The sequence below is a fragment of the Vibrio sp. R10-SG3-ISO10 genome (assembly GCF_059834185.1).
Genome location: NZ_JCBDHG010000025.1, coordinates 44,827 through 60,371, shown reverse-complemented (window position 1 = coordinate 60,371; position 15,545 = coordinate 44,827). Strand labels below are relative to the sequence as shown.

Here is a 15,545-nt window from a genome sequence, read left to right as displayed (position 1 = left end):
ACAAATTATCCTTAAGCGACTGATTATTATCAAAATCTTTTTTCAAGCTTTACACTGTATTGGTGCTGTTTATAACTGTATGCCCAATTAACATTGCTCTCTGTTTTATTCGCTTTAAGCTCTAGCAAAGGCTTAATTCCCGCAAACAGCTCGGGTAGCGTCACTACTAGGGTATAGATCTGCTCTGTGTCATCACGCCGCTCACCTAAAACAGCATTGTAGTCACCGTAAAGACGCTCACGCAGAGAAGCAAATAAGGTGACATCAGTGTCAATTGACGAAAACGTCTTGTTGACGCCCAATCTCCCACCCCAAAGATGGTACTCATGCACGGCCTGCTGGTTTTGCTTTAAAGTCCAGTCTAGACCACCGAAAACCAGCCACTTATCAGCTAACTGATGCCAATATGTGCCAAAGACTGACCATTGCCAATCCGATTGGTAACGTAGTGCTTGGTTACGGTAATCAAGGTACTCTCCTTTCACCTCTAACTTCATGGCAGATCTTGGGGTTAAATTCGAAAACCAGTCAGCTTTGAACCCTCCAGAGGTAAATAGGGTACGATTAGATAACGCTCGGTATTCAAATTGAGGAGCAATGCTCAGTTGATTCTTTGCTGTTTGATGGCTGTACCCTAACGCGATATTCAGTGTTTGCTCATTGTGTTCTTTATGGTTTTGATAGCTGGTGCCATAGGCGAATGTACGTAACTGAATACCATGGTGACCTGCTAGTGAAAAACGTCGATTCAAGCTAGCATCAAAGTCTAACCCGTAAGCGGATTTCACCTCAGGAGCACTCCGCTCAAGAAAACAGCGACCATTAGTAAAATGGATCAAACATTCATAGTGTTCTGATGAAAGGTTTAGGTTGTCGTTGAACGTTGGGCCGACCGAAAACGCACCTTGCCACTCGTCTCGATACTCCAGCGCACTCACAAAGCTTTCTACCGTTTTTCTCACGCCATCCGCCCTTGGGTTATCAACGGGTAAACGAGATAAAACATCGTTAAACAAAGACAAAGAGTCGGTGTTTTTTCTGTCCTCAAACCTAACACGCGCCAACTCAAGCTCTGCGGGTAAAAATTGCGGTTGGAGTTCTAACAAATCCAAATAGTGCTGCTCTGCAAGGGTATAGTCTTGCGCATGTCTCGCCAATGCACCCGCCGCATAATGCTCGAGCATAGGATCTCGATCTTGCAGTTGAACATATCGATCGAACAGGCTTTGTGCCAACAACCATTGACGCTGCCTTACAGCAAGATGTAAAGCCGGCCCTAATTGATTCGCCGTATCAGCGACTTGAGAGCTCTCTTCAGTTGCGGATTGCTGAGCTCTACGCTCTTTTTCAAGCTCTTCTGCAATCAAAGCATTTTCATTCTGACGGGAAGATAAAGCGTCACGTTGTTGAATGCGTAGGTCGGTATCTTGATCAGCTCTAGACATAGAGGCGTAGCTAACGCTCACAACGAGCAGCAAAAAAGACAGGTAGTGGTGATAGGTTTTCATTAAAGGATTCAATCAAAAAAGGGAGCGAATACACCGCTCCCAGAAACGACAAAAAGTGATTTAGTTCTTGCTACCACCAAAGGCAGTATCGAGCGTGCTGTCACCCGCGAACTTAGCAAAGCCAGCTAAGAAGGCGGCGTTAGCACCAAAGAAATGGCCTTGCGAGTGACCAATCTTTAGACCATTGGCAACGGCTGTGCCTGAAAACTCAGCCGTTGCCGCATTGATACTGTTGTTGTAAAGGTTGATTGCTAGGTTGCTGTTAGATAAAGAACCATTCAGTTTTTGTGCTGCGAAGTCAGCGGTAAACTGACCCGCTAAAGTCGCACCATTGTTTATACCTGCCACTGTGTACGTCGCCGAACCAGATGTTGGAACCGTCGTACCAGTATCATCACCGACATAATATACAGCACGATCATTTGCCTGACCGTTAGTGCTACCCGATGACCATTCACCAAACCAAATGTCCTGTCCAGCAACCTGAGAAAATACATACTTAGAATTGTTATGGTCACTACCGGAAGTGTATACCTCTCCATTTTTGCTAGCGAATACTGTCAGTCCGTCAAAATCAACTCTTTTGCCTCCAGTACTACCAATCCCTGCTTTACCTTTTGAGTGAATAAAAGGTACCCATACCTGAGACTCACCAACTTGACGATGCTCGCCATTGCTAATCGCTCCATCAAAGCCAGCATGTGCAAGTGAACTGAGACCAAGCATGGCCGCCGAAATCCATGAAAGTTGTACGATTTTCATTCTTCAATCCTTAATAGGCTATAAATTATTGTCCACTGCTAAGACCAAAGCTCCTCAATCTCTATGCAGCTTCATCTGATACACCGAGTGACGATGACAAACCCGTAATCAAAATCAAAAAAACCGCAGCTTTGGCTGCGGCTTAGTGAACGTAATCCTAAAAGCGACTGGTCAGCTTAACGCTGATTGTTCTTCCTGGTGCCGGGATACCTGCTACTGCCCCCGGCTCTAGGTAATAGATATCGGTCAGGTTACTACCACGCAGCTCAAACTGGAGATGCTTGTCATAGGCGTAACCGATGTACGCATCCAACGTCGTCACATCATCGCGTTTAACATAGTCTTCTGAATGGCTTCCGTCTGCATAATAAGTTCGGGATCCGACAATAAGCTTTTTGTTCAAAAAACGTGCTCCCAAGTGCAGGCTTCCGCTCATTTCAGGTGGGACTTTGTTGGCCAAATAGCTTGTGGTACTGAAACCGCCACGTCGGCATTCCTGATAGTTAGGCGTGTCATCGGTTTTCAAATCAGCCATAAAGCGTTGTGTGGCCGCGTTTTCATCACACACTTCATTTTCTAGATTGTAGGCAAAGGACAAGTCACCAAAATAGTCGCCATCGTCGTAATCCAACTGCAGCTCTATTCCACTTGTTTTCATCTTGTCCAAATTGGTAAAGCTTGTTGTCGCCACAGAAGTATTTCTATCCATGACATCCTCTATAACTTGATCGAAATAGGTTAACTTCACATTGGCATGGTCAAAGTAGTAAACGTAGCCAAGCTCCCACAATTTAGAGCGCTCAGGAGCCAACGGTGAAGACGTTGCTGGAACAGCCGAAAAACCCACGGTACTTTCGAACATACTCGGGAAGCGCAATGATTCGGCATAGCGAACATAGCTGCGGCTATCCTCTGTCATTAACCAAGTGATTGAAGCCGATGGCATCCAACCACTATCTCTCGATTCATAGTTGGTATAGGTACTGGTGGATGAGCTACTTATCGATTGAGCTTTGCAGCTACCCTCGACATAGTTAGGGCTGTTTACTGCAGCGATACACGCGTTGTCTACCGCACTGTAGTTATGTTCTCCATTGTGACGCCACTCAGACTCGATATCTTCAACATAGGAAGTATGCGCACTAGCCGCTGCAATTTCTTGAGCGACCAACGCATCCTGTTGCGCCACTTTTGCATCTAACTGTGCTTGAAAACCTGGGACGAGGAAGGGTGGAAGATTAGGGATTCCGTCACGTAAGTTAGCGATCTCCTGGTTCAAGCTAGTATCTGCGTTTCGAACTCGAGACTCTACGCCAGCTAGGTATGTTGCGCGATTGGCATCTGTAATAGGCACATTCATCTGATAAGAAAGTCGATAACCTTCGCCACCGTATTGAGATAAAGAAGAGCGATCCCCTGCGGCAAGGCGATTTTTTACATAGTTATCGATAGATTTGTAGTAGCCATAGCGAACACCGGCATTGAAGATAATAGAGTCACTCGCTCGCCATTCGACATTTGCACTACCATTGTACTCGGTACGTTCACCCGCTCGGACTTGACCAAACTCAGCGATGACAGAGTCCAGGTCTCCTTGCGGTGCTAATTGATGGTACTGATAGTTACCTGACAACGTGACATCAACATCACTACCAAGTAGCATTTTGTTGCTAAAGCTATACCCATATCGGTCTTCTTCTGAATTCATCAGGGAAGTATTTTTAATGATCGTCCCCCCTTCAGTAAGACTATTGGGCGAACCGGGGCCGGTATTAGAGCGAATGTCGGATAGCGTCACCCAGAGGTTGGATTTAAAGTCGATATAAGGGTTAGCAGGGTTAGACCGCACCCTAAGATTATAAGCTTGCAACTCGGTATGATTCAGCGGCCACTGAGCAAGCCCGGACATATAACGTGTTTCTGCTCGATCGGCCAAGATTTCCCCATGAACACTTTTTGTATAACGAGCACCAAACTCAACCTTAGTCGCTGGATTAATGTTAAATGCAAACTTACCTAAAAAAGATTCCATTTCAGAAGAGGTATTTGGCACCTCTTCTCCGGGATGGTAAACCAAAGCCAAATGCTCTGGTTGAATAAATAGCCTGCGGTTTTCAACGCCTTGTGACTCATCGCCATTAAACGGTTGTTGATAGAAACTGGCTTCTTTGGTTCCCGAAAAATAATTGCCGCGATTACGGTAAGCGTAAGCAGCTAGCCAATCAACCTTAGGCCCAACTCCACCAATCGCCAGACGATAAGCGACATCTTCGCCATTAAATGGGTTGTCATCTTGACGTTCCTTTGGGTCAACCACTAAGGCTGGGTCAGTATACAAAAGGTCATAAGCTGGGTTAGCTAGATCTGCATACTCAGGTATCGTACTGATGTCCTGTCCTGTATATAACCTAGGTTCTCGAGGAGCAGTAGAGTTACTACTACTTTCCGCGACAAATTCCATACCAAATGTTTCACCAGGCAGAACAATGTCATTGGCTGACAAAGTGGTAATTTCAACCGCTCCACCCACCGAGGTGTTTACATCAGGGTTAATTTGAGCGCCTTTATGTACCGTCATTCCGCCAATGAGGTTAGGGTCCAGAAAGCTACGGTTAGAAGCGGCACGATACCCATTGTCCATGGTAATTTCCTGCTCAGTGCCATCAATGATGACAGGCACCCTACCCGGACCTTGGACACCTCGAATATTCGGATCAATACCTCCGCCATTACGTGCATCACCACTATTAACGTTTGCCATCCCTTTAAAAATATCAGAAGCATCCGTTCCTCTAAAACGTTCGATCTCTTCTTTTCCTCGATACTCAGTGGCGAAATCTTTGTCGTATACGTTGGCCTCACCGACTTCATCTCGGTTTGCACCACCATCTAACCTGGTACCCACTTGAACGGCATCCAAAGCCCATTGATCTCCAATATCGACTAAGTACGACCCGTCTCGCTGTTTCTGCGCGCTAAGGCCTGCATCTGCAAGTAAAACACTAAATGCATCTTCAGGTTGGTAATCCCCCTGCAAACCTTGGCTATACTGACCCTGCGTCAAACTGGCATCGAGCGAGTACTCGATACCTGCTTGCAAAGCAAACTGGTTAAGCACCGTATCTAGGTTGCCTGCTGGAATATTAAAGACCTGAGCTTGAACAGAAAATGCTACCCAAGGGAGAATCAGACCAGTACAACGAAGCTGAGTACGCATGGTCATTGAAAGCCTATTTAAGGGGAAGGGGGACTTCACGTCTGATATCCTTATTCGCTGAGTTAACTAGTGTCTACACCGAGCGAATAAGCCAAAGCCTCAATCAAAGTGAGAAAAAATTATTATCTTGTCAGTAATTTATTCTTTTTTCGCAGAAATACTGACCCAAAAACGAGTTCGAGAATTAACTTCAATGGGTAGGATTTGCGTGAGGTTGTGTAAGGTTTGATCGGTATCTCGAATGGAATACACACCTGAAATACGTATCGAAGATAGCTCTGGGGCGACTTTTATCACGCCACGACGATAGCGAGATAGTTCTGCGATAAACAATGGTAGCGGCGTATCCTGAGCGAGGATTTTCTCATCCAACCAAAGCGCATCTGTTGCTAATAAACTCTGCTTTTCTTCGTATTGATACGTATTGAAACCACTTTTTTGCCCAGCTAATAGGTGCTGTCCTTCATTTCGTTGCAGAGGTTTGGTAATGACCTCTCCTTCAAACACACCAACCATAGTCTGTTGTTGAGCTAGACGGACACTAAATTTAGTCCCTATCGGCATGACACTACCATGGGGCGTAACAACACTGAATGGCGTTAGGTGATGGCCAGTCGTCACCATCACCTCTCCTTCCATCAATCGAATTCTTCTGTGATGCTGATTGAAATCAACGCGTATCCTACTCGCAGTGTTAAGTACGACGACGGTACCATCAGACAACTGTATTGGTTTTACTTCCCCTGTTGCAGAGACATACTCGGTCTCTCCTCGTGGCAAAGCGGCATCACTAGACAACACCAAGCTCATCGTCGCTAATGAAACACCGCCCCAAATCAATACCTGTCTGCGTGAGACACGTTGGCGATAAGTACCAAGTATTTTGCTGCCTGACTGGGGGTCTGGCACAGATGTGAATTTTCGCTGTAGAGACTCCATCTGTCGCCAAGCATAGTCATTATCAGGATGGCGAGTCCGCCAAAGATGAAAAGCGCGCTTATCCTGCTCTGACACATCCTCAGACCACATTCGTGCCATCCACAGCGAAGCCTGTTCGATCGATTTACGTGAAATGCGCTCCATGTTTAGTAGTATCCCTCCATCGCAACCAACATGCAGCCTTGTAATGCTTTAGCGACATATTTCTCAACGGAAGAGACCGAAACCTCCAATCGGTGAGCAATTTCCTTGTAACTCAACCCTTCCATTTGTCTCAGGATCAATGCCTGACGCGCTTTGAAGGGCAATTTATGCAACATAGCGTCAATTTCAACTAAGACTTCAACCATCATGGTTTGCGCCTCAGGAGAGGCCGCAACTTCTTCAGGCTGGTGTTCAATGATTTCGAGATACGCGGCCTCAATACGGCGACGGCGATAGAGATCAATCACTAACCCTTTTGCAATATGTGTCAAATAACGTCGCGAGTCCTTTCTCTCTGGGAGCTTGCCACTCACAAGTAGTCGTAAGTAAGTATCTTGAACCAAATCAGCACTTACTTGAGGGCAGCTCAACCTCCGTTGAATAAACAGCGAAAGCCAGCCGTGATGTTCTCGATACATGCTGTCGACTTCATTGAGATCAACGGGACTCATGGCCGTCATAATTCGCCACTCCTTGTTTCAGTTGCACAAACCACAAATGAAAATAATTATCATTAAAATTTATTCATAAGCAACGATTATTGATAAGAAATGTGTTATGGAAATTCGATTTCCTGGATAAACTACAATTAAATCAGTTAATTGCGCTCTATAATTGGGCTGGAATAATTTCAACCACATGCTGAACTTCATAAAGGCATGATTGATATGAAGAAACTCTCAAAGCTAATTAGAAGCAAAAATGGTAAGCGACGTGAGTCAAAATGGTCGAATTAGCGACCGTGACTAGGCAGATTCAGAGACTCAGCCACTTGTGAAGATCCTTATGATCATGCTACTCTTCGCCTCCATTTTTCTGGCCTAAATTTCACCACTTCGGTGTTTCAATGTGGTCAGTGCTATCTTTAATATGTCGGTACTATCTACTGGCAGTTATCAAACCAAATGTGGGATCGTACCTATGGGTAAAGGCACTCTATATATCGTATCTGCACCAAGTGGTGCTGGAAAATCTAGTCTGATTTCAGCCATGCTAGAAACTAACCCAACCTACGCGATGAAAGTGTCAGTCTCTCATACCACTCGCGGTATGCGCCCTGGCGAGCAAGATGGTGTTCATTACCACTTTGTGCAAAAAGAGCACTTTGAAGAGCTGATTGAGAGAAATGAATTCCTTGAATATGCCGAAGTGTTTGGCAACTACTACGGCACGTCTCGTGTTTGGATTGAAGAAAACCTCGATAAGGGCATCGATGTGTTCCTAGATATTGACTGGCAAGGCGCTCGTCAGATCCGTGAACAAATGCCTTTGGCAAAAAGCCTGTTTATCCTGCCGCCATCAAATGGTGAGCTAGAGCGTCGCCTTAACGCTCGTGGTCAGGATAGCGACGCTGTTATCGCGAAACGCATGGCTGAAGCAAAATCAGAAATCTCACACTACGGTGAGTACGACTACGTGATCATCAACGATGATTTCGACACTGCTCTGATGGACTTTAAAGCCATCATCCGCGCAGAAAGATTGAAGCAAGACAAGCAAGCTGCTAAATATAAAGGCATGCTTGATGCGCTTTTAGCTGAGTAAATAGCAGGAAACACAAACAGATCCTAGACACTAGGAACTGTCAGCCTGTATAATTTCTCGTCATTCAAAATTTTAGTTAACTAATTTGGAGTTCTCATGGCACGCGTAACTGTTCAAGACGCTGTTGAAAAAGTTGGCAACCGTTTCGACCTAGTTCTAATTGCGGCACGCCGCGCTCGTCAAATGCAAACTGGTGGCAAAGATTCACTAGTGCCAGAAGAGAATGATAAGCAAACGGTTATCGCTCTACGCGAAATCGAAGAAGGTCTTATCACTAAAGAGATTCTTGATGCACGTGAGCGTCAAGAGCAGCAAGAGCAAGAAGCCGCTGAACTAGCAGCTGTAAGCAGCATTGCTCACAGCCGTTAATTAGACGTCTCGTCACTACAACTATCTTCCGGGCCTAAAGTTTGTATCTATTCGATAGCCTAAAAGACGTTGCCCAAGAATACCTAACAGAGCCTCAAATTGAGGCTCTGCGTCAATCTTATGTGGTAGCGAAAGATGCCCATGAAGGGCAAACCCGCTCTAGCGGTGAACCTTATATCATCCACCCTGTTGCTGTTGCTCGTATCTTGGCTGAAATGCGCCTTGATATTGAAACCCTGCAAGCAGCCCTACTTCACGACGTTATTGAAGATACTGAAGTCACCAAAGAAGAGCTTGAAGCTCAATTTGGTAATACCGTTGCAGAACTGGTGGATGGCGTTTCTAAGCTTGATAAGCTTAAGTTTCGCGATCGCAAGGAAGCTCAGGCAGAAAACTTCCGCAAGATGGTTCTTGCCATGGTGCAAGACATCCGCGTTATTCTGATTAAGCTTGCTGACCGTACGCATAATATGCGCACGCTCGGTGCTCTTCGTCCAGACAAGAAGCGTCGTATCGCTCGCGAAACCTTAGAAATCTATTCTCCTTTGGCGCACCGCCTTGGTATCCACAACATTAAAACTGAGCTAGAAGAACTCGGTTTTGAAGCGCTCTACCCGAACCGTTATCGCGTTCTTAAAGAGGTAGTTAAAGCAGCCCGTGGTAACCGTAAAGAGATGATTCAACGTATTCATGATGAGATAGAAGGTCGCCTTGAAGAAGTCGGTCTTAAAGCGCGTGTTTTTGGTCGTGAGAAAAACCTCTTCTCCATCTACAACAAGATGAAGACCAAAGAGCAGCGCTTCCATACCATCATGGATATCTACGCTTTCCGTGTCGTCGTCGACAATGCCGATACTTGTTATCGCGTGCTTGGTCAGGTACATAGCCTATACAAGCCACGTCCAGGTCGGATGAAAGACTACATCGCAGTACCGAAAGCGAACGGCTATCAATCTATCCATACTTCAATGGTCGGCCCTCATGGTGTTCCGGTTGAAGTTCAGATCCGTACCGAAGATATGGATCAAATGGCGGATAAAGGGGTTGCCGCTCACTGGTCTTACAAAGGCAACGGTGAGCGAACAGGTACTACGGCGCAAGTCAAAGCTCAGCGCTGGATGCAAAGCCTGCTTGAGCTACAACAAAGCGCGGGTAACTCATTCGAATTCATCGAAAACGTTAAGTCAGATCTGTTCCCAGACGAGATTTACGTCTTTACGCCGAAAGGCCGCATTGTTGAGTTGCCAGTGGGTGCTACCGCAGTAGACTTCGCTTATGCAGTACATACTGATGTGGGTAATACCTGTGTTGGTGCTCGTGTTGATCGCAACCCTTATCCACTGAGTAAATCGCTGAAAAATGGTCAGACGATTGAAATCATCAGTGCTCCGGGTGCGCGTCCAAATGCGGCATGGCTCAACTACGTAGTGACGTCTCGTGCGCGTACTAAGATCCGTCAGGTTCTGAAAACCATGCGCCGCGAAGAGTCGATTACCTTAGGTCGTCGCCTGCTTAATCATGCCTTAGGCGAGCTTTCTCTATCAGATATCGATGAAGAGAACATCAACCATGTTCTGACCGACCTAAAAGTAGAGTCAATCGACGATCTACTGGCAGATATTGGTCTAGGCGAGCTGATGAGTATCGTCATTGCGCGTCGCTTATTGGGCGATGCTGATGAGTTGACCGAAGTTGAGAGTAATAACGAAGGTAAGAAGAAACTGCCGATCCGCGGTGCGGAAGGTATTTTGCTGACGTTCGCCAACTGTTGTCACCCGATCCCAGACGACCACATTATCGCTCATGTTTCACCGGGCCGAGGCTTAGTTGTTCACCGCGAGATGTGTCCGAATGTACGCGGTTATCAGAAAGAACCGGATAAGTACATGGCGGTGGAATGGTCTGATGATTACGATAAAGAGTTCATCACCGAAGTCACTGTCGACGTACAAAATCGTCAAGGTGCGCTCGCAGAACTGACCAATGTTATTTCAAAGACGGGTTCCAACATTCACGGACTTTCAACAGAAGAACGTGATGGTCGCTTATACACAGTAACAGTACTGCTAACGACTAAAGATCGTGTTCACCTTGCTGGCATTATGCGTAAGATTAAAGCCATGCCACAGACGCTTAAAGTTCGTCGCCGCAAGAACTAACCGTTTGATTTGAATATCTAACTGCCCTTGAAACTACCATTTCAAGGGCTTTTCTTTTGTATAAGATTATGAATTTAGAACGCTACAATCGAATCCAAGAAGTGTTAAAAGCACGCCAAGCTGACTTAACCCTTTGCCTAGAAGAAGTTCACAAGCCAAATAACGTATCTGCTGTTATCCGCACCGCCGATGCAACGGGTATTCACAAGATTCACGCAGTTTGGCCAAATGAAATGCGCACACTGAGCCATACTTCTGCAGGTGCTCGTAACTGGGTAGACGTTGAAACCCATGACTCTATCGACGAGGCGATTACTGAGCTCAAAGCTCAAGGCATGCAGGTGCTTGTAACCAACCTGTCTGAAACTGCAGTAGACTTCCGCGATATCGACTACACCAAACCCACAGCCATTATTCTCGGTAGTGAAAAAGTAGGCGCATCTGAGCAGGCAAAAAAGCTTGCTGACCAAGATATTATCATCCCTATGGTCGGAATGGTGCAGTCTCTCAACGTATCGGTAGCCAGTGCCGTGATCCTTTATGAAGCGCAGCGCCAACGCGAAGCGGCAGGCATGTACGACAATGAAGTAAGCTCTGTACCAGAAGAAACAATACACCGCCTACTGTTCGAACGCGGTCATCCCGTCCTGGCTAAAGTCGCCAAGCGCAAAAAGCTCCCTTACCCACCACTAGACGAGCAAGGTCAGATCCTCGCCGATGACAAATGGTGGGCAGAGATGCAGAAGAAGTAAAAGAGCTGGAGAGCTGGAGAGCTGGAGAGCTGGAGAGCTGGAGAAATTATGTAGGGTTGACTCTTAGGGTCAACCCTTTGTCATTCGGACAGGCTAGAACTGCCCGCCATACACATTAGAGCCAAAACTAGTTTTCCAGCAGGGCGAGCCCGATCCCGTTATCCAACAGCGTAGCGTTCCCGCTCTCTAATCCCAATTTTTCCTGTACAAAAACACAGCCCAATGGTTAACTAACAAGGTCTTATCTAACTCACTGAGTCACTTACTCAAAATAACGAGCGAGCTGTGTCATGTCCCAACTGCTATCTGCGATTCCTCTCACTTCTTTGACTGGCGTTGGTGCCAAAGTTGCCGAGAAGTTAGCCAAAGTTGGGCTCAATAGCGTTCAAGATCTTCTGTTTCACCTTCCTCTGCGTTATGAAGATCGCACTCGTATCTACCCGATTGTAAAACTGCATGCTGGCCTATGGGCGGCGGTGCAAGGCAAGGTGATGAGTGTTGATACCTTGTTTGGTAAACGCAAAATGCTGTCGGTGAAAATCAGTGATGGCAACGGCACCATCACGCTGCGTTTTTTCAATTTTACCGCCGGAATGAAGAACAACTTCGCCGAAGGTAAAACTGTTCACGCTTATGGTGAAATTAAGCGTGGTGGCTACGGACTAGAGATTGTCCACCCAGACTACAAGTTCTATGCTCCGAACCAAAAAGCTGATGTAGAGCAGACATTAACTCCCGTTTACCCAACTACAGATGGTCTGCGTCAAGTTACGCTACGTAATTTAACTGACCAAGCGCTTGAGTTACTCGATAAATCGGCCGTGCAAGAGCTACTACCTAATGGTCTGTATGATCACCAAATCACCCTAGCGCAAGCACTGCACACTATTCACCGTCCGCAACCAAACATCGATTTAGAGCAGTTTGATGAAGGCAAGCACCCGGCGCAGATCCGTTTGATTATGGAAGAGCTACTGGCACAAAACCTGTCGATGTTGGCGGTGCGCAGCAAAGGTCAGCAAGACACTGCATTACCACTACCTGCTCGCAACCAACTTAAGCAGCAACTGCTCGACCAACTTCCCTTCTCGCCGACCAATGCGCAAGTACGCGTAGTGGGTGAAATCGAACGAGATCTCGAAAAGCCACACCCTATGATGCGCCTAGTTCAAGGAGATGTTGGTTCAGGTAAAACCCTAGTCGCAGCGCTTGCTGCCCTACGTGCCCTTGAGCATGGCTACCAAGTCGCGCTGATGGCCCCGACTGAACTACTTGCTGAACAACACGCAATTAATTTCGCTGCTTGGCTCGAACCTATGGGCATCAAGGTAGGTTGGCTCGCAGGCAAACTAAAAGGTAAGGCCAAAGAAGCTGAGCTTGCTCAAATCGCCAATGGTGAAGCGCAAATGGTGGTCGGTACCCATGCTCTGTTCCAAGAGCATGTCGAATTTCATCACTTAGCTTTAGTTATCATTGATGAGCAGCATAGATTTGGTGTCCACCAGCGCTTAGAGCTGCGTGAAAAAGGGGCCAAGCAAGGTGCTTATCCACATCAGCTGATTATGACAGCGACCCCAATACCTCGAACACTGGCAATGACCGCCTATGCTGATTTAGAAACGTCAGTGATTGATGAGCTCCCACCGGGGAGAACGCCGATTCAAACCGTCGCCATTCCGGATACTAAGCGGGACGATATTGTTGAGCGAGTCAGAAACGCTTGCCTCAATGAGGGTAAACAAGCTTATTGGGTGTGTACTCTGATTGATGAATCTGAGGTGCTCGAAGCTCAAGCGGCAGCGGATACAGCTGAAGAGCTGCAACGCAAACTGCCAGACGTCAAGATTGGCTTAGTCCACGGTCGAATGAAACCTGCAGAGAAGCAAGCAGTGATGCAGGACTTCAAGGACAATAAGCTCCATCTTTTAGTCGCGACGACGGTGATTGAGGTTGGTGTTGATGTACCTAACTCGAGCTTAATGATCATCGAAAACCCCGAGCGTTTAGGCCTAGCTCAGCTCCACCAGCTACGTGGCCGTGTAGGTCGAGGCAGTGTCGCCAGTCACTGTGTGCTGCTCTACCATTCGCCACTGTCCAAAACCGCCCAAAAGCGCTTAGGCGTTTTACGTGAAAGCAACGATGGATTTGTGATTGCACAGCGAGACTTAGAAATCCGTGGACCAGGTGAGCTATTAGGCACCAAGCAAACCGGTATGGCAGACTTTAAGATTGCAGATTTGGTTCGCGATCAGCGCTTAATCCCCGAAGTTCAGCGCATCGCTCGTTATATTCATGACAACTATCCAGATAATGCTGTCGCGATTATCGACCGCTGGTTGGGTGATAGAGATGTGTATTCGAAGGCTTAGCGAGAGACGAGAGATTATCGCTCTTTAGAAACGAGTCCTGTCAACGCACTAAAAAAAGACTCGTTCAATTCACAACTCAATCTGCGTCCCCCGCTCGAAGGACGCAGTCCGTTCTCGATTCTCGAAGCGAAGCGTTCCTAAGGACGGAGTCCGCTTCAATCCTTAACCTTTAAAATCTCATCCCACGGCAAGTTTTCATCACCTAAAACAATAAAATTAGGGTTTTCTAACGTATCGCGTTCATTGTAAGAGAGCGGCTCTAGTAAGGTACTTAGAATACGTCCACCCGCTTCTTCGACAATACATTGCGTTGCGGCGGTATCCCATTCACCGGTTGGGCCAAGCCTTAGGTAGCAATCGACCGCACCTTCAGCGACTAAACAGGCTTTCAGTGCTGCTGAGCCGAGTGGAACTAAATCATAATTCCAACCGCTGCTCATTCGGCTTGTGATGCGATTGATATCTTGGCGACGACTAATCGCAATCGCGATTGGGCTTTGCTTGCCATCATGTTGATGGGTTTTAATACGCACGCTTTCGCTTAAGTCTGGAATTTTCCACGCCCCTTTGCCTTGGTAAGCGTAGTACGTCACTCCAGAAACCGGACCATAAACCACTCCCATCACGGGCTTATTGTTTTCTACGAGAGCGATAATGGTGGCAAAATCGCCACTGCGGGCAATAAACTCTTGGGTGCCATCCAGTGGATCAACGAGCCAGTAGCGATCCCACTGTGAGCGTTTATCTAAACTGATATCGGCTGCTTCTTCCGATAACACCGGGATATCTGGAGTCAGCTCGGTTAGTCTTTCCACAATCAGTTTGTGCGCAGCGATATCAGCACTGGTCACGGGTGTTTCATCACTTTTGGTGAACGCCTGGTACTCTTTTTTCTCGTAAATATCGAGAATTAACTGCCCAGCACTACGGGCAATTTCAATCACTGCGGGCAAATGATGAGAAAGGTCTTCTGTCATTGGCATAAAAAATCCTTACGCTCTACCTACTCTTTCCTCACGCGACATCACTGAGGAAAACGTTAATTATTTTAAGATTCGTAGAGCGAGTAACAACGCAGTAATACTGCGCGCTTCACTAAAATCGAGGTGTGTTAAAAGCTCTTCAGCTTGTGCTAAAGGCCAACGAACCACTTCTAACGGTTCTGGTTCATCACCTTCCAATTGCTCTGAGTATAGTTGCTCTGCAATGAACAGGGTCATTTTGCTAGAGAAATAAGAAGGGGCAAGCACGACTTCTTTCAAAGGTGTTAATTTATGAGCACCAAAGCCAATCTCTTCTTTCAATTCACGTTCAGCCGCTTGCTGGGGAGTTTCACCAGGATCAATTAACCCCTTAGGAAAACCCAGCTCATAACGCTCAGTGCCCGCGGCATACTCTCTAACTAACAAAATGTCACCTTGCTCGGTAACAGGAACCATCATGACTGCATTTCGCCCACTGGGTTTCATGCGCTCATAAGTCCGCTGTTCACCATTGCTAAAGCGTAAATCCAACGCTTCAATAGAGAACAGTCGAGATTGCGCGACAGTCTGTTTCGCCAGAATTTCTGGTGGGTTCCGTTTGGCCACGAGCTTACTCCTTTGCATCAAGGGAAGGTTCTAGAATCTGTCGCTCTTTCAAAAACCTATTGTTCGAAAGATCAACACTCCTAATATATGAGAAATTTATCAGCTTTGAAAACAAAAAAAGGGCTGACATTG

General features: G+C 46.6%; 12 protein-coding genes. 5 read left to right on the top strand and 7 right to left on the bottom strand.

Going from position 1 to position 15,545, the window contains the following annotated elements; translation table 11 throughout:
• Positions 1 to 29: 29 nt before the first annotated feature.
• The 5 genes from AC6R16_RS21180 to AC6R16_RS21160 form a co-directional block, all read right to left on the bottom strand.
• Positions 30 to 1,508 (bottom strand): surface lipoprotein assembly modifier, encoded by a 1,479-nt coding sequence (locus AC6R16_RS21180; RefSeq protein ID WP_500675634.1) that lies wholly within the window; start codon positions 1,506 to 1,508, stop codon positions 30 to 32.
• A gap of 60 nt (positions 1,509 to 1,568) precedes the next feature.
• Entirely contained in the window at positions 1,569 to 2,270 is a 702-nt protein-coding gene (locus AC6R16_RS21175; RefSeq protein ID WP_500640575.1) for a Slam-dependent surface lipoprotein, read from the bottom strand.
• 157 nt (positions 2,271 to 2,427) lie between these two features.
• A complete protein-coding gene (locus tag AC6R16_RS21170) occupies positions 2,428 to 5,493 on the bottom strand; it encodes a TonB-dependent receptor (RefSeq protein ID WP_500675633.1) in 3,066 nt (1,021 codons plus the stop codon).
• A gap of 132 nt (positions 5,494 to 5,625) precedes the next feature.
• On the bottom strand, positions 5,626 to 6,570 hold the full coding sequence (locus AC6R16_RS21165) for a FecR domain-containing protein (protein WP_500675632.1): 945 nt from the start codon (positions 6,568 to 6,570) through the stop codon (positions 5,626 to 5,628).
• Between the two features lie 2 nt (positions 6,571 to 6,572).
• Complete coding sequence (locus AC6R16_RS21160; protein ID WP_500640572.1) at positions 6,573 to 7,091, bottom strand: sigma-70 family RNA polymerase sigma factor; 519 nt, start codon at positions 7,089 to 7,091, stop codon at positions 6,573 to 6,575.
• A gap of 460 nt (positions 7,092 to 7,551) precedes the next feature.
• Here AC6R16_RS21160 and gmk point away from each other — a divergent pair, with 460 nt between their 5' ends.
• The 5 genes from gmk to recG all read left to right on the top strand — a co-directional run bounded on the left by gmk (position 7,552) and on the right by recG (position 13,824).
• On the top strand, positions 7,552 to 8,175 hold the full coding sequence (gene gmk / locus AC6R16_RS21155; protein ID WP_500640673.1) for a guanylate kinase: 624 nt from the start codon (positions 7,552 to 7,554) through the stop codon (positions 8,173 to 8,175).
• Between the two features lie 96 nt (positions 8,176 to 8,271).
• Positions 8,272 to 8,544, top strand: coding sequence for a DNA-directed RNA polymerase subunit omega (rpoZ, locus tag AC6R16_RS21150; RefSeq protein WP_004410883.1), 273 nt, complete (start codon positions 8,272 to 8,274; stop codon positions 8,542 to 8,544).
• 41 nt (positions 8,545 to 8,585) lie between these two features.
• Positions 8,586 to 10,703: a bifunctional GTP diphosphokinase/guanosine-3',5'-bis pyrophosphate 3'-pyrophosphohydrolase gene (gene spoT / locus AC6R16_RS21145; protein WP_004746079.1), complete on the top strand. Its 2,118-nt coding sequence runs from the start codon at positions 8,586 to 8,588 to the stop codon at positions 10,701 to 10,703.
• 68 nt (positions 10,704 to 10,771) lie between these two features.
• Positions 10,772 to 11,455: a tRNA (guanosine(18)-2'-O)-methyltransferase TrmH gene (trmH, locus tag AC6R16_RS21140; RefSeq protein ID WP_500675631.1), complete on the top strand. Its 684-nt coding sequence runs from the start codon at positions 10,772 to 10,774 to the stop codon at positions 11,453 to 11,455.
• A 290-nt stretch (positions 11,456 to 11,745) separates the two neighbouring features.
• Complete coding sequence (gene recG / locus AC6R16_RS21135) at positions 11,746 to 13,824, top strand: ATP-dependent DNA helicase RecG (RefSeq protein WP_500675630.1); 2,079 nt, start codon at positions 11,746 to 11,748, stop codon at positions 13,822 to 13,824.
• 155 nt (positions 13,825 to 13,979) lie between these two features.
• Here the strand turns inward: recG and cysQ are convergent, their stop codons facing one another.
• Positions 13,980 to 14,807, bottom strand: coding sequence for a 3'(2'),5'-bisphosphate nucleotidase CysQ (gene cysQ / locus AC6R16_RS21130; RefSeq protein ID WP_239826863.1), 828 nt, complete (start codon positions 14,805 to 14,807; stop codon positions 13,980 to 13,982).
• 60 nt (positions 14,808 to 14,867) lie between these two features.
• Positions 14,868 to 15,413 carry an ADP compounds hydrolase NudE gene (nudE, locus tag AC6R16_RS21125; protein WP_004746086.1) on the bottom strand — a complete coding sequence of 182 codons (546 nt, stop codon included), beginning with the start codon at positions 15,411 to 15,413 and terminating at the stop codon, positions 14,868 to 14,870.
• Positions 15,414 to 15,545: the final 132 nt, after the last annotated feature.

Coding starts and splice junctions, on each gene's coding strand:
- AC6R16_RS21170 (WP_500675633.1), bottom strand. CDS start 5,493: ATGACCATGCGTACTCAGCTTCGTTGTACTGGTCTGATTCTCCCTTGG.
- trmH (WP_500675631.1), top strand. CDS start 10,772: ATGAATTTAGAACGCTACAATCGAATCCAAGAAGTGTTAAAAGCACGC.
- AC6R16_RS21160 (WP_500640572.1), bottom strand. CDS start 7,091: ATGACGGCCATGAGTCCCGTTGATCTCAATGAAGTCGACAGCATGTAT.
- rpoZ (WP_004410883.1), top strand. CDS start 8,272: ATGGCACGCGTAACTGTTCAAGACGCTGTTGAAAAAGTTGGCAACCGT.
- AC6R16_RS21180 (WP_500675634.1), bottom strand. CDS start 1,508: ATGAAAACCTATCACCACTACCTGTCTTTTTTGCTGCTCGTTGTGAGC.
- gmk (WP_500640673.1), top strand. CDS start 7,552: ATGGGTAAAGGCACTCTATATATCGTATCTGCACCAAGTGGTGCTGGA.
- recG (WP_500675630.1), top strand. CDS start 11,746: ATGTCCCAACTGCTATCTGCGATTCCTCTCACTTCTTTGACTGGCGTT.
- AC6R16_RS21175 (WP_500640575.1), bottom strand. CDS start 2,270: ATGAAAATCGTACAACTTTCATGGATTTCGGCGGCCATGCTTGGTCTC.
- AC6R16_RS21165 (WP_500675632.1), bottom strand. CDS start 6,570: ATGGAGCGCATTTCACGTAAATCGATCGAACAGGCTTCGCTGTGGATG.
- cysQ (WP_239826863.1), bottom strand. CDS start 14,807: ATGCCAATGACAGAAGACCTTTCTCATCATTTGCCCGCAGTGATTGAA.